The sequence below is a fragment of the Streptomyces tatrensis genome, from assembly GCF_049310065.1.
In the GTDB taxonomy this organism is placed as follows: domain Bacteria; phylum Actinomycetota; class Actinomycetes; order Streptomycetales; family Streptomycetaceae; genus Streptomyces.
The window spans coordinates 5,118,204-5,142,221 of sequence record NZ_JBMDLB010000011.1 but is presented as its reverse complement, the minus strand read 5'-3'; the positions used below and the strand labels follow the sequence as shown (position 1 = coordinate 5,142,221).

The 24,018-nt window shown below is 69.5% G+C and carries 23 protein-coding genes and 1 tRNA gene; 11 read left to right on the top strand and 13 right to left on the bottom strand.

Annotation, left to right across the window (positions count from 1 at the left end):
* Positions 1-72: 72 nt before the first annotated feature.
* On the top strand, positions 73-519 hold the full coding sequence (locus tag ACODT5_RS39360; RefSeq protein WP_422523797.1) for a pyridoxamine 5'-phosphate oxidase family protein: 447 nt from the start codon (positions 73-75) through the stop codon (positions 517-519).
* A 156-nt stretch (positions 520-675) separates the two neighbouring features.
* On the opposite strand, the gene ACODT5_RS39355 is transcribed toward ACODT5_RS39360, so the two are convergent.
* Both ACODT5_RS39355 and ACODT5_RS39350 read right to left on the bottom strand, forming a co-directional pair.
* Positions 676-987, bottom strand: coding sequence for a Rieske (2Fe-2S) protein (locus ACODT5_RS39355; protein WP_266906367.1), 312 nt, complete (start codon positions 985-987; stop codon positions 676-678).
* Positions 987-1,184 (bottom strand): hypothetical protein, encoded by a 198-nt coding sequence (locus ACODT5_RS39350; RefSeq protein WP_422523796.1) that lies wholly within the window; start codon positions 1,182-1,184, stop codon positions 987-989. Before ACODT5_RS39350 ends, ACODT5_RS39355 begins: the two co-directional genes overlap by 1 nt.
* Positions 1,185-1,269: 85 nt before the next feature.
* Between ACODT5_RS39350 and ACODT5_RS39345 the strand changes: the two genes are divergently transcribed.
* On the top strand, positions 1,270-2,313 hold the full coding sequence (locus ACODT5_RS39345; RefSeq protein ID WP_422523795.1) for a helix-turn-helix transcriptional regulator: 1,044 nt from the start codon (positions 1,270-1,272) through the stop codon (positions 2,311-2,313).
* 156 nt (positions 2,314-2,469) lie between these two features.
* Here the strand turns inward: ACODT5_RS39345 and ACODT5_RS39340 are convergent, their stop codons facing one another.
* The 4 genes from ACODT5_RS39340 to dnaK all read right to left on the bottom strand — a co-directional run bounded on the left by ACODT5_RS39340 (position 2,470) and on the right by dnaK (position 6,702).
* Positions 2,470-2,922, bottom strand: a complete 453-nt coding sequence (locus ACODT5_RS39340; protein WP_388504742.1) for a heat shock protein transcriptional repressor HspR — start codon at positions 2,920-2,922, stop codon at positions 2,470-2,472.
* Position 2,923: 1 nt separating this feature from the next.
* Entirely contained in the window at positions 2,924-4,111 is a 1,188-nt protein-coding gene (gene dnaJ, locus ACODT5_RS39335; protein ID WP_422523794.1) for a molecular chaperone DnaJ, read from the bottom strand.
* 63 nt (positions 4,112-4,174) lie between these two features.
* Positions 4,175-4,855 (bottom strand): nucleotide exchange factor GrpE, encoded by a 681-nt coding sequence (gene grpE / locus ACODT5_RS39330; protein ID WP_422523793.1) that lies wholly within the window; start codon positions 4,853-4,855, stop codon positions 4,175-4,177.
* Positions 4,855-6,702, bottom strand: coding sequence for a molecular chaperone DnaK (dnaK, locus tag ACODT5_RS39325; protein ID WP_422523792.1), 1,848 nt, complete (start codon positions 6,700-6,702; stop codon positions 4,855-4,857). The genes grpE and dnaK overlap by 1 nt, the downstream gene beginning before the upstream one ends.
* A gap of 327 nt (positions 6,703-7,029) precedes the next feature.
* Here dnaK and ACODT5_RS39320 point away from each other — a divergent pair, with 327 nt between their 5' ends.
* Both ACODT5_RS39320 and ACODT5_RS39315 read left to right on the top strand, forming a co-directional pair.
* Positions 7,030-7,566, top strand: coding sequence for a sugar transferase (locus ACODT5_RS39320; protein WP_422523791.1), 537 nt, complete (start codon positions 7,030-7,032; stop codon positions 7,564-7,566).
* Between the two features lie 175 nt (positions 7,567-7,741).
* Positions 7,742-10,396: a 4Fe-4S dicluster domain-containing protein gene (locus tag ACODT5_RS39315; protein WP_422523790.1), complete on the top strand. Its 2,655-nt coding sequence runs from the start codon at positions 7,742-7,744 to the stop codon at positions 10,394-10,396.
* A 156-nt stretch (positions 10,397-10,552) separates the two neighbouring features.
* Here ACODT5_RS39315 and ACODT5_RS39310 read toward each other — a convergent pair whose 3' ends face one another.
* Positions 10,553-11,638, bottom strand: coding sequence for a hypothetical protein (locus ACODT5_RS39310; RefSeq protein WP_422523789.1), 1,086 nt, complete (start codon positions 11,636-11,638; stop codon positions 10,553-10,555).
* Between the two features lie 289 nt (positions 11,639-11,927).
* On the opposite strand from ACODT5_RS39310, the gene ACODT5_RS39305 reads away from it, so the two are divergent.
* On the top strand, positions 11,928-12,860 hold the full coding sequence (locus ACODT5_RS39305) for a Yip1 family protein (protein ID WP_422523788.1): 933 nt from the start codon (positions 11,928-11,930) through the stop codon (positions 12,858-12,860).
* Between the two features lie 97 nt (positions 12,861-12,957).
* On the opposite strand, the gene ACODT5_RS39300 is transcribed toward ACODT5_RS39305, so the two are convergent.
* Together ACODT5_RS39300 and dcd are read right to left on the bottom strand one after the other, a co-directional pair.
* Positions 12,958-13,482 (bottom strand): phosphoribosyltransferase, encoded by a 525-nt coding sequence (locus tag ACODT5_RS39300; protein ID WP_422523787.1) that lies wholly within the window; start codon positions 13,480-13,482, stop codon positions 12,958-12,960.
* Complete coding sequence (dcd, locus tag ACODT5_RS39295; RefSeq protein ID WP_053675430.1) at positions 13,479-14,066, bottom strand: dCTP deaminase; 588 nt, start codon at positions 14,064-14,066, stop codon at positions 13,479-13,481. Before dcd ends, ACODT5_RS39300 begins: the two co-directional genes overlap by 4 nt.
* A 456-nt stretch (positions 14,067-14,522) precedes the next feature.
* On the opposite strand from dcd, the gene ACODT5_RS39290 reads away from it, so the two are divergent.
* Positions 14,523-14,593, top strand: a tRNA-Gly gene (locus ACODT5_RS39290).
* Positions 14,594-15,003: 410 nt separating this feature from the next.
* Here the strand turns inward: ACODT5_RS39290 and ACODT5_RS39285 are convergent.
* Positions 15,004-15,573 carry a TerD family protein gene (locus tag ACODT5_RS39285; protein ID WP_243339717.1) on the bottom strand — a complete coding sequence of 190 codons (570 nt, stop codon included), beginning with the start codon at positions 15,571-15,573 and terminating at the stop codon, positions 15,004-15,006.
* A 267-nt stretch (positions 15,574-15,840) separates the two neighbouring features.
* Here ACODT5_RS39285 and ACODT5_RS39280 point away from each other — a divergent pair, with 267 nt between their 5' ends.
* The 3 genes from ACODT5_RS39280 to ACODT5_RS39270 all read left to right on the top strand — a co-directional run bounded on the left by ACODT5_RS39280 (position 15,841) and on the right by ACODT5_RS39270 (position 18,879).
* Positions 15,841-17,172, top strand: coding sequence for a hemolysin family protein (locus tag ACODT5_RS39280; RefSeq protein WP_422523786.1), 1,332 nt, complete (start codon positions 15,841-15,843; stop codon positions 17,170-17,172).
* Positions 17,169-18,197, top strand: coding sequence for a hemolysin family protein (locus tag ACODT5_RS39275; RefSeq protein ID WP_422523785.1), 1,029 nt, complete (start codon positions 17,169-17,171; stop codon positions 18,195-18,197). The genes ACODT5_RS39280 and ACODT5_RS39275 overlap by 4 nt, the downstream gene beginning before the upstream one ends.
* A 121-nt stretch (positions 18,198-18,318) precedes the next feature.
* Positions 18,319-18,879: a hypothetical protein gene (locus ACODT5_RS39270; RefSeq protein WP_422523784.1), complete on the top strand. Its 561-nt coding sequence runs from the start codon at positions 18,319-18,321 to the stop codon at positions 18,877-18,879.
* A gap of 52 nt (positions 18,880-18,931) precedes the next feature.
* Here ACODT5_RS39270 and ACODT5_RS39265 read toward each other — a convergent pair whose 3' ends face one another.
* The 3 genes from ACODT5_RS39265 to ACODT5_RS39255 all read right to left on the bottom strand — a co-directional run bounded on the left by ACODT5_RS39265 (position 18,932) and on the right by ACODT5_RS39255 (position 20,996).
* Positions 18,932-20,083, bottom strand: coding sequence for a tyrosine-type recombinase/integrase (locus ACODT5_RS39265; protein ID WP_422523783.1), 1,152 nt, complete (start codon positions 20,081-20,083; stop codon positions 18,932-18,934).
* Entirely contained in the window at positions 20,083-20,358 is a 276-nt protein-coding gene (locus tag ACODT5_RS39260; RefSeq protein WP_422523782.1) for an excisionase family DNA-binding protein, read from the bottom strand. Before ACODT5_RS39260 ends, ACODT5_RS39265 begins: the two co-directional genes overlap by 1 nt.
* Positions 20,359-20,504: 146 nt before the next feature.
* The gene (locus tag ACODT5_RS39255; RefSeq protein ID WP_422523781.1) at positions 20,505-20,996 is read right to left on the bottom strand and encodes a helix-turn-helix domain-containing protein; all 492 of its coding nucleotides are present in this window, start codon (positions 20,994-20,996) and stop codon (positions 20,505-20,507) included.
* Positions 20,997-21,304: 308 nt separating this feature from the next.
* On the opposite strand from ACODT5_RS39255, the gene ACODT5_RS39250 reads away from it, so the two are divergent.
* Complete coding sequence (locus ACODT5_RS39250) at positions 21,305-22,813, top strand: DnaB-like helicase N-terminal domain-containing protein (protein ID WP_422525166.1); 1,509 nt, start codon at positions 21,305-21,307, stop codon at positions 22,811-22,813.
* Positions 22,814-23,150: 337 nt separating this feature from the next.
* Positions 23,151-23,954: a DUF2637 domain-containing protein gene (locus ACODT5_RS39245; RefSeq protein WP_422525165.1), complete on the top strand. Its 804-nt coding sequence runs from the start codon at positions 23,151-23,153 to the stop codon at positions 23,952-23,954.
* Positions 23,955-24,018 lie beyond the last annotated feature (64 nt).

Here is a 24,018-nt window from a genome sequence, read left to right as displayed (position 1 = left end):
TGTGCTTTACATGAGTAACCTGCACAAAGTTGAGTCTATTCCACTCAAGGTGGGGGGACGTACCCTTCGCGCATGTCGACTCCCAGCCCGGCCGGCACGGCCCGCACCGCTCATGACGTACTCAACCCGACGCCGGAGTACCTCGCCTTCTGGCGGGAGCGGCACCTCTGCACGCTGACCACGCTCCGGCCCGACGGCAGCCCTCACGTGGTCGCGGTGGGCGTGACCTACGACCCGGAAGCCGGACTGGCGCGGGTGATCACCAACAAGGGCAGCAAGAAGGTCCGCAACGTGCTGGCGTCGCAGGGCGGCCCGCAGGGCGGGGCCCGGGTGGCGGTGTGCCAGCTGGAGGGGCGGCGCTGGGCGACCCTGGAGGGCCGCGCGGTGGTCCGTACGGACGAGGCCTCGGTCGCGGAGGCGGTACGGCGCTACGCGGAGCGGTACGGGCGGACGCCCTCGCCGAACCCGGACCGGGTGGTCGTGGAGATCACTCTGGACCGGGCCATGGGGCGCGCGTAGCCGGCGGCCCGACCGGCGGCTGCCGTGTCCGGTTCCACGATGTCCGGTTCAACCACTGGACACGGACATCACAGCGACGCCATCGTGGTCAGGTCCACGATGGCGTCGCTGTGTGGGGGTAGCGCCTGAGCGATCTGCGACGACAGGGGAATCGCTTCAGGCACTGCGGGGGGTGGCGGCGGATTCGGGCTCGAAAAGTTGATGATCACGCTGGTCCAGATTGACGAAGACCATGCCGTACCGGATCTCGCAGCGGACGGGCTGCGGAGCGCCTCGGGGACGGCGCAGACAGCGGTAGGCGCGGACGTCCTCGTCCTCTTCCCGCACCACGATGATCGGCTGGCCGAAGAGGGTGACCTTCAGCGAGTCGCCGGCGTAGGGGATGGCACTGGTGAGATCGATGAATTGCCAGCCGGAGCGGTAGGCCGATGCCATCTCACGGCGGAATCCGTGGTCGTCGGGGGTCATCAGGAAACCCGCGCAGGGATGGTTTCCCAGCCGAAGTCGTTCTCGGCCTTCTTCTCGACGGGCGAACTCGCACTGGTATCCGTGCTTCCCGTGTCCCCGTTGACGGCGACGACTGCCCCAAAGATCGCGACGACGGAGAAAACAACGGCAAGCGCCGAGCGAAGCATTCTCTTATACATGGTCGGCTTCGTCCTCACTTGATGGAATCTTCTCCCCCGCACTGACAGACGATGGCTCATTCAGGCACGTCAGTGCCACAGGGACGATGCATCATGTTCTTACATGTTCAGGACCCTGGGGGGTGGAGATTTGCCGCAAAGTACAACAAACCTGACGCATCACCACCCCGTCACGGAGATGTGCGTCGAGGGAACCCGGCTCTACGCAGCGGCCCTGAGCGCCGGCCGCATCGCCCGCGGCGAAGTCAAGAACGCCCCCTGCCTGCTCGAATTCGCTCTGCTGCGCCCCGACCCGGACGACGCGAACCAACTGCGCGCGGTTCCCCCGTCCATCGCACTCGCCCAACGGCTCCACCCGATCGAGCGCGAGATCCAGGACCGCAGGCGAACCGCCGTGGATCTCACCGACGCCTTCGAGCCCTTCCTCGCCCTCAGCGCCCAGAGCCCCGCCAACACCCACGCCATCACGGTGCTGGAGGGACTCGACCAGATCAACGCCGCCATCGACCTGGCCACCGCCGAGTGTCACACCGAGGCCCTGACCGTCCAGCCGGGTGGCGCCCGGCCGACGTTCAGTCTCAGCCAGTCCCTCGAGCGCGCCTCGCCGATGATCGACCGCGGGGTGAAGATCCGTACGCTCTACCAGCACACCGTGCGGCACAGCCAGGGCACGCTCGCCTACGTGGACAGGATCTCCACGGGCAAGGTGGAGATCCGCACACTGGAGGAGCTGATCGAGCGTCTCATGATCTTCGACCGGACGGTGGCCTTCATCCCCGCGAGTCACGACCGGCGGGTGGCCCTGGAACTGCGGCACCCCGGGCTGATCGAGTACCTCATCAAGGTCTTCGAGCAGCTGTGGCGCAGGGCCGTACCGCTGAACGACAAGGTCACGTACACGCACAGCCCGGACGGGATCTCCGGAGTGCAGCGCACCATCGCCCACCTCCTCATCGAGGGGCACGTCGACGAGGCCATCGCCCGGCGGCTGGGCATGAACGTGCGCACCTGCCGCGCGCACATCGCCAAACTGGCCACCTCCCTGGGCAGCGGCAGCAGGGCCCAGCTGGGCTACCTCATCGCCGAATCCGGCATCCTGCACGACTCGGGCCCCGGAGACGCCGAGGGGCCGGCGGAGCCGCGCTGACGGACGCGGACGCGAAGTGGGCGGATGCCGGGCCGGATGCGGTCGGCGGACACGCGCAGAGGCCCCGCCCAGGCCCTTCGGAAGGGTCCGGGCGGGGCCCGCGTACGTGGTGCCTGCCGACGTCCTACCGGCGTACGGGTCCTGGTAGGGGCCCGCTCAGTCCAGCGGGCGCTTCGGCGCCGGCCGCCAGACGACCAGGGCACTGCCCGGCTGCGGAGCCTGGTACGGGACCAGGTCGCGCCGGTACGAGGCGTGCACCTGGGCCTCGCGCTGCCGCAGGACGGCGGCGGCGCCGTCGACGGCCGTCGAGAGCTCGGCCACGCGCTGCTGGAGCGCGGCGACCTGGTTCTCCAGCTCGATGATCCGCTTGATGCCCGCCAGGTTGATGCCCTCTTCCTGGGACAGCGCCTGCACCGTGCGGAGCAGCTCGATGTCACGGGCCGAGTAGCGCCGGCCGCGTCCGGCCGTACGGCCCGGGGAGACCAGGCCGAGGCGGTCGTACTGGCGCAGGGTCTGCGGATGCAGGCCAGAGAGCTGGGCGGCCACCGAGATCACGTAGACCGGGGTCTCATCGGTGAGCTGGTAGTGGCTCCTACGGCGGCCGTCCATGTCATGCTCCCTTCGCGGACTCGAACAACGCGGAACGCGGGTCCTCGGACTCCGTCGCCTCGCGGTACAGCTCCATGGCCTCGCGGGCCTTGTCGTTCAGCTCGGTCGGGACCGCGACCTCCACCGTCACCAGCAGGTCGCCGCGGGTGCCGTCCTTGCGGACCGCTCCCTTGCCGCGGGCCCGCATCGTGCGGCCGCCCGGGGTGCCCGGGGGCAGCTTCAGCGTCACCGAGGGGCCGTTCAAGGTCGGGACCTTGATGTCGGCTCCCAGCGCCGCCTCCGCGAAGGTCACCGGAACGGTCACCGTGAGGTTGTCGTCCTTGCGGCCGAAGACCGGGTGCGCGTCCACGTGCACGACCACGTACAGATCGCCGGCCGGGCCGCCGCGCTCGCCCGGAGCTCCCTTGCCGCGCAGCCGGATCCGCTGGGAGTCGGAGACCCCCGCCGGGATCCGGACCTGCATGGTCCGGGAACTGCGGGCCCGCCCGCTGCCCTTGCAGATGTCGCAGGGGGTCTCGGCGATGAGGCCTCGGCCCTTGCAGTCCGCGCAGGGGTCGGTCAGCGAGAAGCCGCCGCCGCTGCCGCGCGAGACCTGGCCGGTGCCGACGCAGGTCGGGCACACGCGGGGCGTGCCGTTCTTGTCGCCGGTGCCCGAACAGGCCTTGCAGGGAGACTGCGAGGACATCCGGAGCGGGACCGTGGCCCCGTCCACCGCCTCCGTGAAGGAGAGGGTGACCTCCGATTCGATGTCCTGGCCGCGGCGCGGCTGGGTACGGGTGCCCGTACCCGCGCCGGCGCCGCCGCGGTTGAAGAGGCCGCCGAAGACGTCGCCCAGACCGCCGCCGCCGAAACCGCCGGCCGCGCCGCCCTGCTGCTGGCCTCCGAAGAGGTCGCCGAGGTCGAAGTTGAACGAGCCGCCGCCCCCGCCCGGACCGGGGCGGAAGCCCCCGTTGCCGAACAGGGCGCGGGCCTCGTCGTACTCCTTGCGCTTCTTGGCGTCGCCGAGGATGTCGTTCGCCTCGGAGATCTCCTTGAAGCGCTCCTCGGCCGAGGCGTCGCCCTTGTTGGCGTCCGGGTGGAACTCGCGGGCAAGCTTCCGGTACGCCTTCTTGATCTCGGCCTCGGTGGCGTCCTTCGGGACACCGAGGACCTTGTAGTAGTCCTTCTCGACGAAGTCCTTCGTGCTCATCCCCGGTGTCCCTCCTCTCGCACTTCTTCTTGTCCTACACGTCGTGCGAAGGGCTCAGCAGCTTCAGCCCTTGTCGGGGGCATCCGCGTCCTTGCCCGACGGGTCCGACGAGTCCGACGCGGCTTCCGCCGCCTCGGACTTCGGCGCCGCGCCCGGCTGGGGCTCGGCCACCGCGACCCGCGCGGGACGGATCGTACGCTCGCCGATGCGGTACCCCGGCTGCAGGATCGCCACGCAGGTGTCCTCGGTGACGTCCGGCGCGTACGAGTGCATCAGGGCCTCGTGGATCGTCGGGTCGAAGGGCTCGCCCTCCTTGCCGAACTGCTGCAGGCCCATCTTCGCCGCGGCGGTCTCCAGCGATTCGGCCACCGACTTGAAGCCGCCGACCAGCTCGCCATGTTCCCGCGCCCGGCCGATGTCGTCCAGGGTCGGGAGGAGTTCCGTCAGGAGGGACGCGACCGCGATCTCCTTGACGGCGATCCGGTCCCGCTCCACCCGGCGGCGGTAGTTCTGGTACTCCGCCTGGAGCCGCTGGAGGTCCCCGGTGCGCTCGCCGAGCGCGGTACGGGCCTGGTCCAGCTGAGCCAGGAGAGCGACATCCGGTGCTGCTGCGGAGTCCCCGGCCGGGGCCGCGGCCTCCTCCTTGGAGGAAGCTGCGGCCTTCGACTCGGCGGCGTCGTCGTCAGGCGCGGCGTCGGCGGGGACTTCGGGCTTCTCGTCGAAGCCCGGGGTCTCCTCCGACATCAGGCAGCGCCGCCCTTCGGCTTCTCGTCGTCCACGATCTCGGCGTCGACGACGTCGTCGTTGGCGTCGGCCTGGCCGGCGTCACCGGTCGGCGCGCCACCGGCGGCCTGGGCACCGGCGTCGGCGTAGATCGCCTGGCCGAGCTTCTGGCTGACGGCGCCGAGCTTCTCGGTCGCGGTGCGGATCTCGGCGGCGTCCTCGCCCTTGAGCTTTTCCTTCAGCTCGGCGATGGAGGCCTCGACCTCGTCCTTGACGTCGGCCGGGACCTTGTCCTCGTTGTCCTTGACGAACTTCTCCGTCTGGTAGACGAGCTGCTCGCCCTGGTTGCGGGACTCGGCCGCCTCCTTGCGACGGGAGTCCTCGTCCGCGTACTGCTCGGCCTCCTGGCGCATGCGGTCGACCTCGTCCTTGGCGAGGGAAGAGCCGCCGGTGACGGTCATCTTCTGCTCCTTGCCAGTGCCCAGGTCCTTGGCAGTGACGTGCATGATGCCGTTCGCGTCGATGTCGAAGGAGACCTCGATCTGCGGGACGCCACGCGGGGCCGGCGGCAGGCCGGTCAGCTCGAACATGCCGAGCTTCTTGTTGTACGCCGCGATCTCGCGCTCGCCCTGGTAGACCTGGATCTGCACGGACGGCTGGTTGTCCTCGGCCGTCGTGAAGATCTCGGACCGCTTGGTCGGGATCGTGGTGTTGCGCTCGATGAGCTTGGTCATGATGCCGCCCTTGGTTTCGATACCAAGAGACAGCGGGGTCACGTCGAGGAGCAGGACGTCCTTGACCTCACCCTTGAGAACGCCCGCCTGGAGGGTCGCGCCGAGGGCGACGACCTCGTCCGGGTTGACGCCCTTGTTGGCGTCCTGACCGCCGGTGAGCTCCTTGACGAGCTCGGCGACGGCCGGCATGCGGGTGGAGCCGCCGACCAGGACCACGTGGTCGATCTCGGACAGGTTGATGCCCGCGTCCTTGATGACGTTGTGGAACGGGGCCTTGCAGCGGTCGAGCAGGTCCGCGGTGAGCTGCTGGAACTGCGAGCGCGTGAGCTTCTCGTCCAGGTGCAGCGGGCCCTCGGCGGAAGCCGTGATGTAGGGCAGGTTGATCGAGGTCTCCGTGGAGGAGGACAGCTCGATCTTCGCCTTCTCGGCGGCCTCGCGCAGGCGCTGGAGCGCCATCTTGTCCTTGGACAGGTCGACGCCGTGGCCGTTCTGGAACTGCTTCACCAGGTAGTCGACGACGCGCTGGTCCCAGTCGTCGCCACCGAGGTGGTTGTCACCGTTGGTCGCCTTGACCTCGACGACGCCGTCGCCGATCTCGAGGAGCGACACGTCGAAGGTGCCGCCACCGAGGTCGAAGACGAGAATGGTCTGGTCGTCCTTGTCGAGGCCGTAGGCCAGGGCGGCGGCAGTCGGCTCGTTGACAATACGCAGGACGTTCAGGCCCGCGATCTCGCCGGCCTCCTTCGTCGCCTGGCGCTCGGAGTCGTTGAAGTAGGCCGGGACGGTGATGACCGCGTCCGTGACCTTCTCGCCCAGGTACGCCTCGGCGTCGCGCTTCAGCTTCTGCAGGATGAAGGCGCTCATCTGCTGCGGGTTGAAGTCCTTGCCATCCAGGTTGATCTTCCAGTCAGTGCCCATGTGGCGCTTGACGGAGCGGATGGTCCGGTCCACGTTCGTGACCGCCTGGCGCTTGGCCACCTCGCCGACGAGGACCTCGCCGTTCTTGGCGAAGGCGACGACGGACGGCGTGGTCCTGGCGCCCTCGGCGTTGGTGATGACGGTGGGCTCGCCGCCTTCCAGAACGCTGACGACGGAGTTAGTGGTGCCCAGGTCGATGCCGACCGCACGTGCCATTTTGATTCCTCCAGCTGACTTGAGTGGAACAGACTCAAGAGTGCCGCACCGCTCCGTCGGTGTCAACAGAGGTGAGTCGAGGGGACTCAATCTTTAGGCCACCCTTACGCGCAATCATGCGGCGCTCCACGCACTCGGAGTTCCGTGCACGCGACGTCCGGGCCGCACCTCGCCGCGCCGACAGGCCGCCGCAGGCAAAATCCAGCCCCGCCGGCGTTTGAGGCGCGGGGTCCGGGGCGGAGCCCCTGCGGCGGAGCCGCACCCGAACGGGGCACCACGGCCGCGCGGCACCCCACCGCCGCCGGAGGCTTGCGGCACGGTGCAGACATGCCTCTGCTGCTACGCCTCCCCGCCCGGCCAGGGCCATGGCCGGCCAGGCCATCGGCCAAGCGGGTGCTCGACCTCGCCGGAGCGGTGCTCCTGATCGGGGTGCTCCTCGTACCGCTGCTGCTGATCGCCGCCCTGCTGTACGCGACCCAGGGCGCGGGCGTCCTCGTGAGCGAGCCGGCTGCGGGCCTGGCCGGGCGGCCCTACCGGGCGTGGCGGCTGCGGGTGGGCAAGGGGCGGGCCGGGGCGGCGCTGGAGCGGTGCTCGCTGGACCGGCTGCCGCAGCTGCTCAACGTGGTGCGGGGCGAGATGTCGCTGGTCGGGCCGCGCCCCGGACACAGCGCGTCGGACCGGCCCGAGCGGCTCCTCGTACGGCCCGGGATGACCGGGCTGTGGCAGGTGAGCGCACGTTCGGACCTGCCGTGGGAGGAGATGGACCTGCTGGACCGGCACTATGTGGAGAACCACTGGCTTGGAATGGACCTGGCGATCCTCGCGCAGACCCCGCGGGCGGCCTGGCGGCACGGACGGCTCTGAGGCGGGGCCGTGCGGCGGCCGGACGGGGACGCGGCGCGGACGCGGCCCGCTCACCGCGGGGGCGAGCGACGCAGATCACCGCGCGCTCGGCTACATTGCGGCGTCGGGACTGGGTAACCTCAAGCCTTGACTGGATAAGTTACCGCTTAGTAAGTGCCGCCCGAGGAGCCCTCCCATGCAACTCGCCGCGATCATCGTGTCGCTGGTCCTGACCGTGGTCGGCGTCGCGCTGCTCGCCCGAGCCGTGGCGCAGATCTACCGCTTCGTGAAGCTCGGACAGCCCGTACCGGCAGGCAGCCGTACGGACGACCCGAAATCCCGAACGATCACCCTTGCCCGGGAGTTCCTCGGCCACAGCCGGATGAACCGCTGGGGCCTCGTCGGCTTCGCGCACTGGTTCGTCGCGATCGGCTTCCTGACGCTGCCGCCGACGCTGGTGCAGGCGTACGGCCAGCTCTTCCGGGCCGACTGGGTGCTGCCGATCATCGGCGGCTTCCTGCCGTTCGAGCTCTACATCGAGTTCATCGGCCTGATGACCGTGGTCGGCATCCTCGTCCTGATGGGGATCCGCCTCGCGTCGCTGCCCTCGCGGGCCGGCCGCAAGTCGCGCTTCGCGGGCTCGAAGGCCTGGCAGGCGTACTTCGTCGAGTACATCATCCTGACCATCGGCCTCGCGATCCTGTGCCTGCGCGGCCTCGAAGGCGCGATCCACCACGTGGACTCGTACGAGCCGGCGTACTTCGTCTCGTACCCGCTGGTGCTGGCCTTCAAGGGCATGTCGCTCGGCGCGCTGCAGAACGCCATCTACTTCACCGCGATGATCAAGATCGGCACCTCGCTGATCTGGATGATCGTGGTCTCGCTGAACACCAACATGGGTGTCGCCTGGCACCGCTTCCTCGGCTTCCCGAACATCTGGTTCAAGCGCAACGCCGACGGCGCGGTCGCACTGGGCGCGCTCCAGCCCATGACCAGCGGTGGCAAGGTCATCGACTTCGAAGACCCGGGCGAGGACGACGTCTTCGGCGTCTCGCAGGTCGAGCAGTTCTCGTGGAAGGGCATCCTCGACTTCTCCACGTGTACGGAGTGCGGCCGCTGCCAGTCGCAGTGCCCGGCCTGGAACACGGGCAAGCCCCTCTCCCCCAAGCTCCTGATCATGTCGCTGCGCGACCACGCGCACGCCAAGGCCCCGTACCTGCTGGCCGGCGGCGGCAAGGACATGGAGGGCAACGAGAAGGCGACGCCGGAGCAGCTCGCCAACGTCCCGGCGGCGGCTCTGGCCGAGGCGGAGCGCCCGCTGATCGGCACCGCCGAGGAGAACGGGGTCATCGACCCCGACGTGCTGTGGTCCTGCACGAGCTGCGGCGCGTGCGTCGAGCAGTGCCCGGTGGACATCGAGCACATCGACCACATCGTCGACATGCGGCGCTACCAGGTGATGATCGAGTCGGCCTTCCCCTCCGAGGCGGGCACGATGCTCAAGAACCTGGAGAAGAAGGGCAACCCCTGGGGCCTCGCGAAGAAGCAGCGCGTCGAGTGGACCAAGGAGGTGGACTTCGAGGTCCCGATCATCGGCAAGGACGCGGAGGACCTCTCCGAGTTCGACTACCTCTACTGGGTCGGCTGCGCCGGCGCCCTCGAGGACCGGGCGAAGAAGACCACGAAGGCCTTCGCCGAGCTGCTGAACATCGCGGGCGTCAAGTTCGCGATCATGGGCGGCGACGAGAAGTGCACGGGCGACTCCCCGCGCCGCCTGGGCAACGAGCCGCTCTTCCAGCAGCTCGCGCAGGAGAACGTCGCGATGCTGAACATGGCGTTCGGCGAGGACGACGAGGACGAGTCGACCAAGAAGCCGAAGTCGGCGAAGCGGATCGTCTCCACCTGCCCGCACTGCTTCAACACCATCGCGAACGAGTACCCGCAGCTGGGCGGCGAGTACGAGGTCATCCACCACACGCAGCTGCTGCAGCACCTGATCGACGAGGGCCGCCTCACGCCGGTGACCCCGGTCGACGGGCTGATCACGTACCACGACCCGTGCTACCTGGGCCGCCACAACAAGGTCTACACGCCGCCGCGCGAGATCATGTCGGCCGTGCCGGGCCTGCGCCAGCAGGAGATGCACCGCCACAAGGAGCGGGGCTTCTGCTGTGGCGCGGGTGGCGCGCGGATGTGGATGGAGGAGCGGATCGGCAAGCGCATCAACAACGAGCGCGTCGAGGAGGCCCTGTCCCTGAACCCGGACATCGTCTCCACCGCCTGCCCCTTCTGCCTCGTCATGCTCACCGACTCGATCAACGGCAAGAAGAACGACGGCCAGGCGAAGGAACACGTCACGGTGGTGGACGTGGCGCAGCTGCTGCTGGACTCGGTGAAGACACCGGAGCCGGTGGAGGAGCCGGAGCCGGAGGCGGTGGCGGAGCCGGTGGTTGAGGCGAAGCCGGTGGCTGAGGCGAAGCCGGTGGCTGAGGCCAAGCCGGTGGCTGAGGCCAAGCCGGTGGCTGAGGCCAAGCCGGTGGCTGAGGCCAAGCCGGTGGCTGAGGCCAAGCCGGTGGCTGAGGCCAAGCCGGTGGCTGAGGCCAAGCCGGTGGCTGAGGCCAAGCCGGAGCCGGTGGTCGAGGCGAAGCCGGTGGTCGAGGCGAAGCCGGTGGTCGAGGCGGCGAAGCCCGAGCCGGTCGCTGAGGCCAAGGCGCCCGCGCCGAAGGCGGAGGCCGAGGCGAAGCCGGAGCCGGAGGCCCAGCCGGCGGCGGAGGCCAAGGCCGAGGCCGAGACGCCCGAGCCGAAGGCGGAGACCCCGGCGGAGCCGGAGACCGACGCCGAGGCGAAGTAGCCCGCGCGGCACGGAACACGTACGCCGGAACGGCCCGTCCCCTGTGGGGGCGGGCCGTTCCGGGTTACGGGGCCGGGGTCCGGGGCGCAGCCCCGGTTTCGGGAAGGGGCGGGGTGGGGGAAAGCTCCCCACCCCGGCGGAACGCGGACGGCGGGGTCAGGACCGCTCGCTCCGGCTGCGACGCAGCATCGCGAAGCCCAGCCCGGCCGCACCCACCGCGGCCATGCCCCCGCCGGCGGCCAGCAGCAGCGGGGTCTGCGACGCGTCGGCCTCCGCCGCCACCGGGACCATGCCTTCGGCGCCCGCCTTCACTCCGCCCTTGGGCACGACCCGCTCGACGGCCTTCTTCTCGACCTTGCCGACGGGCTTGACCGGCTTGACGGACTTGGCGTCCTTCGCCCCGCCCTTGACGTCCTTGGCGACCTTGTAGGTCTCGATCAGCTTGCCGCTGCCGAACTCGTAGACCCAGCTGTTCCCACCGCTCTTGCCGTCGATGACGACGAACTTCACGCGCTTGCCGTCCTGGACGAGCTTGTACGTCCAGCCGTCGTTCGTCGCGGTCGGGTGCTTCAGGTCGATCGTGCCGAGGAGGTTCCCGTTCGGCATCGAGAGCTCGACGCGCTTGCCGTTCGGGCCGTCGATCAGCCGCGCGTTGCGCCCGTCGGGCATGGCGACCTGAACGGAGTTCTCCTCCACCGGCTTCGGCTTCTCCACCGGCTTCGGCTTCTCGACCGGCTTGGTCGCGCCCTCGACCCACGAGGTGACGGTGCCGTTCGGCTGGAGGGCCACGTGCAGCCCGTTGTTCTGCCCGTAGGCGGGCTTGCCGTCCTTGCTGACCAGGGTGTCCAGCTTGGTGCCGCCGGCGAAGATGTCGGCCTCGAAGTGACCGTCGCCGAACTTGTAGATCTTGGCGACCGATCCGTCGGCCAGCTTCACGGTCGTGACGTAGTCCCGGACCGAAGGCGTCACGGGCGGAGTGGTCGGCGGAGTGGTGGGCGGCACGGTCGGTTCCACCTGCGGCACCCGCGGGTCCACCGGATCCTGCGGGCCCTGCGGGTCCACGGACGGCTGCTCGACGCCGGGCAGGACCTGCTGGTCCCCTGCCCCTGCCCCTACCCCTACCCCCGCCCCCACCGCCGCGGAATCCGCGAAGGCGGACCCCACCGGAAGGGCGAGGACGGCGGCCGCACCGGCCACGACGGCGGCGGTACGGAGGGTGGTGCGACGGTGCGGGCTTCGCATGACGGGGCTCTTCTCGTGCTCGTTCGTGCTTCGTGGCGGTGACTACGTCTACGAAGCTACGGAGCCGGTATGTCCGTATTCCGTCGGAGATGTAACAGGAATCAGCAGACTGCCGCGCAGCCACGTAACCCACCCGGAACTCGCCCCGGATCCGCCCCGCACCCACCCCGAGCTCACCCCGAGAAGGCCCTCCAGGTACCCCCTAGGGGATGTCACAGCTCAGCCGCAAAGGGGACTTCTTCCCCCGGCCCGGCCACCCGGCCGCCCGGGAGCGGGTACTTTCGATCACGTGGCTGGATTCAGGATCGGACGCGGCCGGGACAACAACCGCACCCCGCAACAACCCCCGCGGCAGCAGCCGTACGGCTCGCAGCAGGCGCCCCAGGCGCCGCCGCCGTACGGCCAGCAGCCCTACGCACCCCAGCAGTGGCCCCAGCAGGCCGCTCCCGGGGGCCACGGCGAGCCCGAATACTTCGACCCGCACGGCGGCAACGCCGGCCAGGGCCAAGGCCAGGGATACGGCTACGGCCATCCCCCCGGCCCGGGCCAGGGCCAGGGAGCCGGCGGTCCGAGCGACTCTCCGGGCTACACCCAGGCCTTCTCCATCGGCGAGGACCCGTACGCGTACACCCAGGGCGGGACCTACCAGGCGGGCGCGGCCCAGGCCGCCGCCCCCGTCGGTCCGCGGCTGCCGTGGAAGGAACTGCTCCGGGGCATCGTGACGCGCCCGGGCCAGACCTTCCTGCAGATGCGCGACTACGCCGTCTGGGGGCCGGCGCTGATCGTGACGTTCCTCTACGGGCTGCTCGCGGTCTTCGGCCTCGACGACACCCGCAACGACGTCATCAACGCCACCCTCCCCAACGCCTTCCCGATCGTGCTCTCGGCGGGCGTGGCCTTCGTCATCTGCGGCCTGATCCTCGGCGCCGTCACCCACACGCTGGCCCGCCAGCTGGGCGGCGACGGGGCGTGGCAGCCCACGGTGGGCCTGTCGATGCTGGTCATGAGCCTGACGGACGTACCGCGCCTGCTGTTCGCCATGTTCCTCGGCGGCGACAACATGCTCGTCCAGATCCTGGGCTGGGCCACCTGGGTGGCGGCCGGCGCACTCTTCACCGCCCTGATCAGCAAATCGCACGACCTGCCGTGGCCGAAGGCCCTGGGCGCGTCGGCGATCCAGCTGATCGCCCTGCTGTCGATCATCAAACTGGGCACGATCTAACGCACGCCCGCCCGCCCGCACACGCACACACGCACAAACACGGAGGGGCCCGCCGCGCACCGCGCGACGGGCCCCTCTTCCACATGACGGATGGATCTCAGGCGTCGAGAACCTGTCCCTCACGCTTCACGACGGGCGGTTCGACCGACCAGGGGAAGTTGACCCACTCGTCGGTCTTCTTCCACACGTACTCGCACTTCACGAGCGAGTGGGACTTCTCGTAGATCACGGCGGACCGGACCTCGGCGACGTGCCCGAGACAGAAGTCGTGGACGAGCTTGAGCGTCTTCCCCGTATCGGCGACGTCGTCGGCGATCAGCACCTTCTTGGCGGTGAAGTCGATCGCCTCGGGCACGGGAGCCAGCATGACCGGCATCTCCAGGGTGGTGCCCACCCCGGTGTAGAACTCGACGTTCACGAGATGGATGTTCTTGCAGTCGAGCGCGTACGCCAGCCCGCCGGCGACGAACACTCCGCCGCGGGCGATGCTCAGGATGATGTCGGGCTCGTAGCCGTCGTCGGCGATGGTCTGCGCCAGCTCACGCACGGCCCGCCCGAATCCCTCGTAATCAAGGTTCTCGCGCACTCCGCCACTCACTCCGTCACTCACTCCGTCGCTCATGCCTCGTGCCTCACCTGGGTCCGGTGGAAGTTCTGGAAGGACCGCGAGGCCGTCGGGCCGCGCTGGCCCTGGTACCGCGATCCGTACCGCTCGCTCCCGTACGGGAACTCAGCGGGCGAGCTGAGCCGGAACAGACACAGCTGTCCGATCTTCATACCCGGCCAGAGCTTGATCGGCAGAGTGGCGAGGTTCGACAGCTCCAGCGTCACGTGCCCGGAGAACCCCGGGTCGATGAACCCGGCGGTCGAGTGGGTCACCAGCCCCAGCCGGCCAAGACTGGACTTCCCCTCCAGTCTGGAGGCGATGTCGTCGGGCAGCGAGATGACCTCGTAGGTCGACGCGAGTACGAACTCGCCCGGGTGGAGGATGAACGCCTCGTCACCGTCCGGCTCGACCATCCGGGTCAGATCGCTCTGCTCGGTGGCGGGGTCGATGTGGGCGTAGCGGTGATTCTCGAAGACCCGGAAGAACCGGTCGAGACGCACATCGATGCTGGAGGGCTGCACCATCGACTCGTCGAACGGGTCGATGCGAACCCGTCCGCTGTCGATCTCGGCCCGGATGTCTTTATCAGAGAGAAGCACGGACCCGAGGATACGCAGAGCGCGCGGGCCGCCCCAATCGAGGCGGAACCCCGCGCGCCGGTGTCTACCGCTTCGGCGCCGCTCCCACGGGCACGGCATGCCGCAGCCGCGCACAGCGCGGACACCGCAGGAGCCGCCCCGGCCCGATCCGGCCGGCACCGAGGTGCTGCAGCGGGAACGAAGCGGTGCTGAATACGTGCCCTTCGGCACAACGGACGACGGTGTGCTCCATCGAGTCCCTTTCCCCAACCAGCCGTACTGCGATGAATCGCCACATTAGGGGATGAACAAGACCCACTCCAGCCGCCGCTCCGCACACACAAGGTACGCCCCAACTCCCGCCCCCACGACCCTCCGTGCACCCCGCACGCGACACCACTCCCGGGACGAATTCACCAGGGGTAGATCATGGGGTAGGGTGAGAAACGATAGCGCTCCAGGCAACTGGATCACTGCGCGGATGTAGTTTAATGGTAGAACATGAGCTTCCCAAGCTTATAGCGCGGGTTCGATTCCCGTCATCCGCTCTTGCAAGAAGGCCCAGGTCGGCGACCTGGGCCTTCTTCGTTGTCTAGACCTATCCGGCCTTGCCGTGCCCTCCGCGTGCCCCAACTCACCTAAATGCCCTGGCCGGAGGCCCTTTCGTGCACCACTTGCACCACACGAGCGGGAGCGCGTCTCGCATCGCGAGACCCATTCCGCGTGACCCGCACCACAATCCGGCGTCGGTGCGGTAATTCGCTTTCCCAAAGCGCCGGTTGGCGTAGCGCTCGGTTCAGCCGCAGCAGTCGCAGCCCCACCACTCACCTGCACAAGTACGGGCGCACCGTTTACGAGCAAGGTGACGAGACCGGGGAGCAAGCGGACCGGCAGTGCCCTGGAGGGCGAGGAGCCGGGGCGGACCGGAAGTCCAGTCCGCCCCGGCTCGCGTGCTCCGTCAGACGCCGAAGTCGGCGACGATCCCGGTCAGGCCGGAGGCGTAGCCCTGGCCGACTGCGCGGAACTTCCACTCGTCGCCGTTACGGTAGAGCTCACCGAAGATCATCGCGGTCTCGGTGGCCGCGTCCTCGGAGAGGTCGTAGCGGGCGAGTTCGGCGCCGCCGGCCTGATTGACGACGCGGATGAAGGCGTTGCGGACCTGGCCGAAGCTGTGGCCGCGGGTCTCCGCGTCGTGGATGGAGACCGGGAAGACGATCTTCTGGATGTCCGCCGGGACGGCGGCCAGGTCGACCTTGACGACCTCGTCGTCGCCCTCGCCCTCACCGGTGAGGTTGTCTCCGGTGTGCTCGACGGAGCCGTCGGGGCTCTTCAGGTTGTTGTAGAAGACGAAGTGCCCGCTGGAGGGCACCTTGCCGGACTCCCCCACCAGCAGGGCGCTGGCGTCGAGGTCGTAGTCGGTGCCGGTGGTCGTGCGGACGTCCCAGCCCAGACCGACCAGTACCGCGGTCAGGCCCGGTGCCTCCTTGCTCAGCGAGACATTGCCGCCCTTGGACAGGCTCACACCCATGTCGTATCCCTCTCGTGGCCGAAGCCGGTAGCCGAGTAGCCGCCCTCACCCTCACCGGCCGCCTCGGGGAAATTCCTCCCGCCCCGCCGGGGACTTTACCTACCCTTTACGATGAGATCGGGGACACTCCCCCACAACCATCCGCGGACCGGAGACGGTGCCGCCGAGCGAAAGAAGGAGCGGCAGACCCGCAATGGGTGAACCTCCTAGTCCGAGCCGTGCCACGTCTTGCCCGCAGATGTTCGAGCCGGGAGCGGGGGTGGCACGGTGACCGAAGTGCTGCTGCTGCTTCTCGCGCTGGTCCTGACGCTGGCGTGCGCGGTGTTCGTCGCCGCCGAGTTTTCTCTCACCACCGTCGAGCGCAGTGAGCTGGAGCGTGCCGCCGCTGCCGGTGAGCGGGGTGCCGAGGGCGCGCTGAAGGCCGCCAAGCGCCTCACCTTCCAGCTGTCCGGTGCCCAGCTGGGCATCACCGTGACCTCGCTGGTGATCGGCATGCTCGCCGAGCCGTCCGTGTCCGCGCTGCTGCGCGGCCCGCTCCAGGCCATCGGCCTTCCGGCGGGCGCGGTGTCGACCACCGCCACCCTGCTGGGCGTCGCGATCTCCACCGTCGTCCTGATGGTGGTCGGTGAGCTGGTGCCGAAGAACTGGGCGATCTCCCGGCCGCTGGCCGTGGCCAAGGTCGTCGCCGGTCCGCAGCGCGCCTTCACTGCCGCCTTCGGTCCGCTGATCCGGCATCTGAACAACACCGCGAACCGGCTCGTACGGCGCTTCGGCCTGGAGCCCGCCGAGGAGCTGGCCTCCGCCCGTACCCCGGAGGAGCTCGTGGCGCTGGCCCGGCACTCGGCCCGCGCCGGGGCGATCGACGCGGACTCCGCCGAGTTGTTCGTCCGTACCCTGCACCTGGCCGAGCTGACCGCCGAGAACGTCATGACACCGCGCGTGGAGGTCCAGGCCCTGGAGCTCCACGCGACCGCGGCCGATGCCGCCAACCTGACCCTGGCCACGGGCCTGTCCCGCTTCCCGGTCTACCGCGACACGCTCGATGATGTCGTCGGCACCGTCCACATCCGCGACGTCCTCGACCTCGACGAGGACGACCGCCTGGTGACGACCGTCGCGGACCTGATGAGCTCCGCGCTGATGGCGCCGCACTCGCTGCCCGTCGACATCCTCCTCGGCAGGCTACGCAAGGCCCACACCATGGCCGTGATCATCGACGAGTACGGCGGCACTGCCGGTGTCGCCACCGTCGAGGACATCGTCGAGGAGGTCGTCGGCTCGGTTCGCGACGAGCACGACCCCTTCGAAGCACCCGACCTCATCGAAGGCCCCGAACTGGACGGCCGCAGGGTCTGGGAGGCCGACGGCAGCGTCCGCGTCGACGAGCTGGAGGAACTCGGACTGACCGCGCCCGAAGGCCCGTACGAGACCCTCGCCGGGCTGATCGCCACCCGCCTGGAACGCATCCCCGTCGAGGGCGACACCGTGGAGCTGGACGGCTGGGAGCTGTCCGTCCTCGACATCGACCACCACCGCGCCGACCGCGTGTCGATCACCGCGCCCGCGCAGAGCGCCACCGATGAGGAGCAGGCCCGATGACCGTAATCCAGCTGCTGATCGGTGCGTTCACCCTGATCACCAACGCCTTCTTCGTCGGCGCCGAGTTCGCCCTGATCTCGGTGCGGCGCAGTCAGATCGAACCGGCCGCGCTCAAGGGCGAGAGGCGGGCGAAGACCGTCCTGTGGGGGCTTGAGCACCTCTCGGCGATGATGGCCACCGCCCAGCTCGGCATCACCGTCTCCTCCCTGGTGCTCGGCGCGGTCGCCGAGCCGGCCATCGCGCACCTGCTGGAGCCTCCGTTCCACGCCATCGGGGTGCCGGAAGGCCTGATCCACCCGATCGCCTTCGTCATCGCGCTCACCCTGGCCACCTACCTGCACATGCTCGTCGGCGAGATGATCCCCAAGAACATCGCGCTCGCCGCCCCCGCGCCGACCGCGCTGCTCCTCGGGCCGCCGCTGGTCGCGCTCACCAGGGCCCTGCGGCCGTTCGTCTTCGGCATCAACGCCTTCGCCAACACCCTGCTGCGGCTGCTGAAGGTGGAACCGAAGGACGAGGTGGGGTCCGTCTTCACCGACGAGGAACTCGCGCGCCTCGTCAAGGACTCCAGCGCCGCAGGTTTCCTCGCCCCCGAGGGCAGCGAACGCCTCCGGGACGCCCTGGAACTCGGCACCCGCCCGGTCGGCGAGGTGATGGTCCCCCTCGACAAGGTGGTCACCGTCCCCTGCGACATCACCCCCCGACGCCTGGAACGGACAGCGGCCGACCACGGCTACTCCCGCCTCCCCGTCATCGGTCCGCAGGGCAAGGTGATCCTGGGCTACCTGCACATCAAGGACGCCTTGGCCGCCGGCGACCGCGCCGCCCCCTTCCCGCGCAGCGCGATGCGCCCCGTCATCACGGTGGCCCTCGACACCCCGCTCGACGACACCATGACCGCGATGCGCGACGCCGGCACCCACCTGGCGGCCGTCGCCGCGGCCACCGGCACGGTGATCGGCTTCGTCACGATGGAGGACCTCCTGGAGGAACTCGTCGGCGCCGCCCACGACGACGACGTCTGATCCCTGGTTTCGCACATACCGATGGCCGGCACCCACGGCGGGTGCCGGCCATCGGCGCGGCGGCGCGGCGGCAGCCGGAATTCCGGGGCCGTGGCCAGTTCGCCGCACCTATGCTGCGGCCGTGACCACACTCCCCAAGCTTCCCCGCCGCCCTCTCATAGCGGCGGTCCTGCTGATCGTCGTAGTCAGCGCCTCGGTCACGTCGTGGCGCTGGTGGGAGCGGCGCCAGGCCGGCGAGTTCACCCGCAATCCGTACTACTGCGAACTCGTCGCCCCCGAGACCATCCACCGGCTCCTGCCGACCGCCTACGGCGGGCGCGAGGACCTGGGGACGTGCACCTGGGCCGCCCCACGTGAGAAGGGCGTATACCGGGCCAACGTCCACCTGCGGGCGTCACGGCTCACGGTCGAGGTGGCCCGCGAGAACTACCGCGAACAGCGCAGCGGCAAGGAACTCGGCTGGGAGAAAGGCACCCAGGAGGACCTGCCCGGCGTCGGCGAGGAGGCCTTCCTCCGCTTCGGGCCGACGGACCCCGGCAAGAACATCACCGCGCAGGTCGTCTTCCGCCGCAGCAACATGCTGATCACCCTTACGTACGCCCGCAGCGACGACGACCGCGAAGCCGTCCGCACCGGAGCCATCGACGCCGCCCGCGACGTGATCGCCCAACTGCGGCCGTGAGCCGCCGTGCCACCACGTGCGAATCGTGCGGCCCTTGCCCCGGTCCCTCCGCTCAGGCTTCCCGTTGTAGCTGTGCCTTGGTGATCGCCCGTTGCCTGGCCACACGAACCCGCGCGTCGATGCCGCCAGCGACCTCCTGCTGACGTTCATCGTCGGAGTGCTGGTAGATCATCGCAGCCTTCTCCGAGGACTGGCCGGCGCGGACCATCGTGTCCTTGAGGGTCGCACCGGACTGGGTGGAGAGGGTGTGGCCGGTGTGGCGCAGGTCGTAGAAGCGGAAGTCCTTCGGGAGGCCGACCTTCGCTCGGGCCTTGGCCCACTTACGGCCGAAGGACGTGCGCCGGAACGGCGCTCCCTTCTCTCCTACGAACAGCAGGCCGTCGGGCTCCTTCTCCGCGAACCAGTCCAGGTGCCGCTTGACCTCCATGGAGAGGAAGGCCGGCAGGTGGATGGTGCGGACGCCCGCCGCCGACTTGGTGTCGCCCTCGACGCGGCGGCCGGTGTTCAGCTCCGGAGCCGCCTCCGTGATGCGTACGGCGAGGGGGTCCAGGGTGACCGAGGTACGGCGGAGGGCTGCCTGCTCCTCCGGGCGCATCGGGCCGTAGGCGCAGAAGTAGACCATCAGCCGCCAGCGCGGGCCCATGGCCTCGGCGAGGGCGTCGACCTGGGCGACGGTCGCGGTCGAGCGCTCCTTGGCCTGTTCGCTGCCCGCGCCCCTGATGCGGCACGGGTTGCGGCGGATCAGCTCGTCGTCGGTCGCCGTCTCCATGATGGCCTTCAGCAGCCGGTATGACTTCGCGACGGTCGTGGCGCCGGTGGCGGCCAGCCGCTCGGCCCGCCAGGTCCGTACGGCCGGCGGGGTGATCTCGTCCAGGTCGAGGTCGCCGAAACCGGGGAGTACGTGCAGGCGCAGGAGCCGGCGGTACAGCTCGTCCGTGGTGGCGGCCAGGCCCCGCTCGTCCACCCACTTGAGCGCGTACTCCTCAAAGTTGACCTTGCCAACGTCGGGGTCGGTCCAGTGGTTGCGCTGGATGTCCGCCTTGGTGAGGGTGAGCCAGTCCTGTGCGTCCGTCTTCGTCGCGAAGGTCTCCGGGGCGGTGCGCCGACTGCCGTCGGGTGCCCAGTAGCGCGCCTGCCAACGGCCGGACGGGAGCTGGCGGGTGGTGCCGAATTCGCGCCGCCGCTGCGGCTTGCGGGCCGCCATCAGGCCGCCCTCCCGAAGCGGGAACGGGCGTCTCGGAGGGTGGGGACGGTGCTCGCGTCGATGTACGCGGCCAGGACGCTGTCGGCGATGCGGACGTGCTTGCCGAACTTGGCGTAGCCGATGCGACGTTCCTGGATGAGGCGCCGGATGAAGCGGACGCCGGTGCCGAGGCGTTCGGCGGCCTGTTCCACGGTGAGGAAGGTGTCGGGGGTGGTCACCTCCTTCGCGGTGCGGGGGCGCTGGGTGGAGGTGTGGGGTATCGCCTGGTGGCGCAAGCAGTGCTCCGGTTTCTGGCCGCGGGCTGGAGCAGGGGCGGCAACCCCCAGAGCCGGGCCGGCGTGTCGTACAGGGATGGGATGGGCGGTACTGCGGCTGCGAGCTGGGGGTTTGCGAGCCCAGGGCAGCGGGGTGGCGAAGGCGGCTACGCGCCGGCGGGCGGCCCGTACCGTTCCGCGTTGATCTTCATCACCTCGGCGGCGATGGCGTTGGAGACCATCGCGTCGGCCTCGGTGCTGATCTCCGGATGGTCCTTCAGGTAAGCGGAGAGTTCGTCCCGCGCCTGGGTGGCTTCGGAGCTGGCGCGCGCGGAGGCGCGGTAGGTGGCGACCACGTTGTCGATGAGCTCCATGGCGCGGCCCATCGCCGCCAGGCTCGGTGGCCCGACGAAGTTGCTGAGCGGGACGCCGAAGATCTCGGCGAAGCCGATGGCCTCGTCGAGGTTGATCCGGCGCTTGCGATTCTCGATGCGCCAGACCGCGGACGGGTTCATGTCGAAGCCCGACTCGTTCAGCAGGTCGGACAGTGCGGTGGTGCTCCAACCGCGCTTCTCCCGCTCCAGCTTGATCCGCACGGCGGCGTTCTCCTCGCCGCTGAGCAGCACCCCCTCGGGGGTGTCGCTCTCGTCGTCCGGCATCACCCCTCCCTTCTGTCGCTGTGGCGGCCACGGTTTTGCGGCATGCCAAAACCATACATCATCTTCTGCGGTTCGCATAGACCTCTGCCAACCGCATAATGTGTGGTACAGTTCGATCATCCCCAGAAGACCGCAGCGATCCCCTGGAGTCCGCGACCCCATACCCAGACATGCAAAAAGCCCCCCGGTGGTCCAACACCGAGGGGCCCAAAGCGCAAACCTCACGCCGCCCATCCCTGAACGACTGACCTGCGAGGCCGGGATTGCCGTCCCATGTGGCCCGCACGTAGAGGAGCTTCTTGTCCAGTATGGACGACCCCCTGCCGAACCCGCCACACCTCGCCACGACCGACATGACCGCCGTCCCGCCGTACGACTCGGACGCGGAGGCCGCGGTGCTGGGCGCCTGCATGTTCAGCGCCGAGATCATCGACGCGGTCCGCAACCTCCTTGAGGGGCCGGACTTCTACCGCCCCGCGCACGAGACGGTGTGGCGGGCGATCCTGGCCCTGCGCAGCGAGGACAAGCCGACCGACCCGATCGTGCTCGCCGACCGGCTGCGGGAGCAGGACGACCTGAATCGCATCGGAGGCGCGTCCTACCTCCACCAACTCGCGCAGGCCACACCTTCGGTCGGCGGCGCGATCCACTACGCCGGGATCGTACGGAGGAAGGCGGACCTGCGGCGCCTGCGCGCCTCCGGCATGCGCACCGTGCAGCGGACCATGGAGCCGGGCGCCGACCCCGACTCGATCCGCAGCGAGGTCGCGGCCGAGGTCCGCGCCGAGGGCGAGCGCGCCCTGGCGTCCGGACAGGGGCGGCTGTCCCGGTTCATCACCGACGGATGGAGCTTCGTCACCGAATCCGGCGCCGACACCGACCCGCTGTGGGGCACCCGCGAGCAGACCGCCTGGTCCTCTGGGGAGAGCCTGATGATCGTCGGCGCTCCCGGCGTCGGCAAGACGACCCTCGCGCACCAGGTGATCTTCGCCCGCCTGGGCCTGGCCGACAGCGTCCTGGACATGCCGGTCGCCCCGGGCAAGCGGGTGCTGTACCTGGCGCTGGACCGGTACAAGCAGATCGCCCGCGCCCTGGCCCGCCGCATCCAGCCCGAGCACGAGACACGGTTGCGCGACGGGCTGGCCGTCTGGCAGGGCCCGCTGCCCGCGACCCTCGACAAGGAGCCCGACCTCCTGGCCGACCTCGCCAATGCCCACGGGGCCGACACGATCGTGATCGACAGCCTGAAGGACGCGGTGAGCACCCTGGTCGACGACGCCCTCGGCGTCGCGTACAACAACGCCCGTCAACGGGCCATGCGCGAAGGGGTCGAGGTCCTGGAACTGCACCACCAGCGCAAGGCCGGCGAGGGCACACCGCGCGCCCAGAAGCCCACCCTGGACCGGGTGTACGGCTCCACGCACATCGTCTCCGGCGCGGGCAGCGTCCTGTACGTGGGCGGAGAGGCCGGCGACCTCGCCGTCACGCTCCACCACCTCAAGACCCCCACCGGAGAGATCGGCCCGCTCCAGGTGATCCACGACCACGAGCGCGGCACCACCAGCGTCGACCCCGCGCTGGACCCCGTCGAGATCCTCCGCAAGCGGCCCGACGGACTGACCGTCCGCGAACTCGCCCTCATCCAGAGCGGCGAGAACAACCCCGACCGCGCCGCCACCGAGAAGGCCCGCCGCACCCTGGACCGCCTCGTCAAGACCGGACTCGCGGTCAAGGCCGAAGGCGCCGCAGGCGGCAGCGGAGGCGGCCAACAGGCCCGCTACCGCGCCTCCGTCAGGCACATCAGCGCCGTCTCCTAGCTCTGCCGCCGGGGTCTGCGAACCGTGCACGGGGGCGTACACGCGCCCTCGGGGCACGCCCCCGCCCACACGGTCTCGCCGACGTACACGCTTCACACAAAACCGCAGGTCAGACGATCACGCGCCCGTACACGCCGTACACGTGCCAGAGCGTTCACGCGCGAGCCCCCCCTTTAGAAGGGGGCTCGCGTGTACGCCCCCTCCGTGAACGCCGTGATCGCCTCCACAGAAACCCACATGGAGAACCCTTCTGAGCACCAACACCACGCCCGTCTCCCACCCCCACCCCACCACCCAGGCTGCAGGGAAGTACGTCCTCGTCGTAGCAGGCGCATTCATCCTCGTGCTGACCGCTGCCGCGTTCTGGCTCTCGTACGCGCACCTGGCCGAGGTCGCCGGACGCCATGGGCTGGCGTTCTCCCCAATCCGCCAGTGGGCCTGGCCAGCGACCCTGGACACCTTCATCGTCATCGGCGAGCTGCTCATGCTCCACGCCGGCCTTCGCCGGGAGCCGGACGGCTGGGCGATCGCGCTGACCGCTGCCGGGTCGGTGGGTTCCATCGCGCTCAACGTGGCCGGTGTCAGCGGCAGCGGGGACACCCCGGTCCCCGTCCTCGACTACGTGGTCGCCGCCGTCCCGCCGACTGCTGCGCTGCTCGCCTTCGGCGTCCTGATGCGTCAGGTGCACGGCCTCGTCGCAATGCCGGATCCGGGTGCCAGCAGCCCGCCCGAGGGCTCCCTCCCCGACGCCACAAGCTCTGTGGTCAACCGCGACAACCCCGTGGTGGACTCCGGAACCGCACCCCTACCGGAGTCCCACTCGTCCACTCCCAGCGGCCTCCGCCACGGTGAGAGCACTCCCACGGAACAAGCGGCCGTCAGCACAGTGGCGCAAGGCGTCGAGCAAGTGGCGGAATCCCGGACCCCGCCGAAAAAGCGCGCCGGTCGCAAAGCCACCGTCCCGCTCGACGAGCTCCTCGTCATCGCGCGCAACTCCCCGACCGGACGCAATGGCCGCGCCTCCAGCCGCCACATCGAGAAAGCCGTACGCGCACACGGACTGCCCATCGGCCGGGACCGCCGGGACGAACTCACCCTTCAGGTACAGGCCGAGCTCGACGAGGCAACCAGCACCACCTGAGGCATACCCGACTGGCCCCGAGCCAGCCGGTCCGACCACCTCCACGACAGGAGCAGCACCCGCA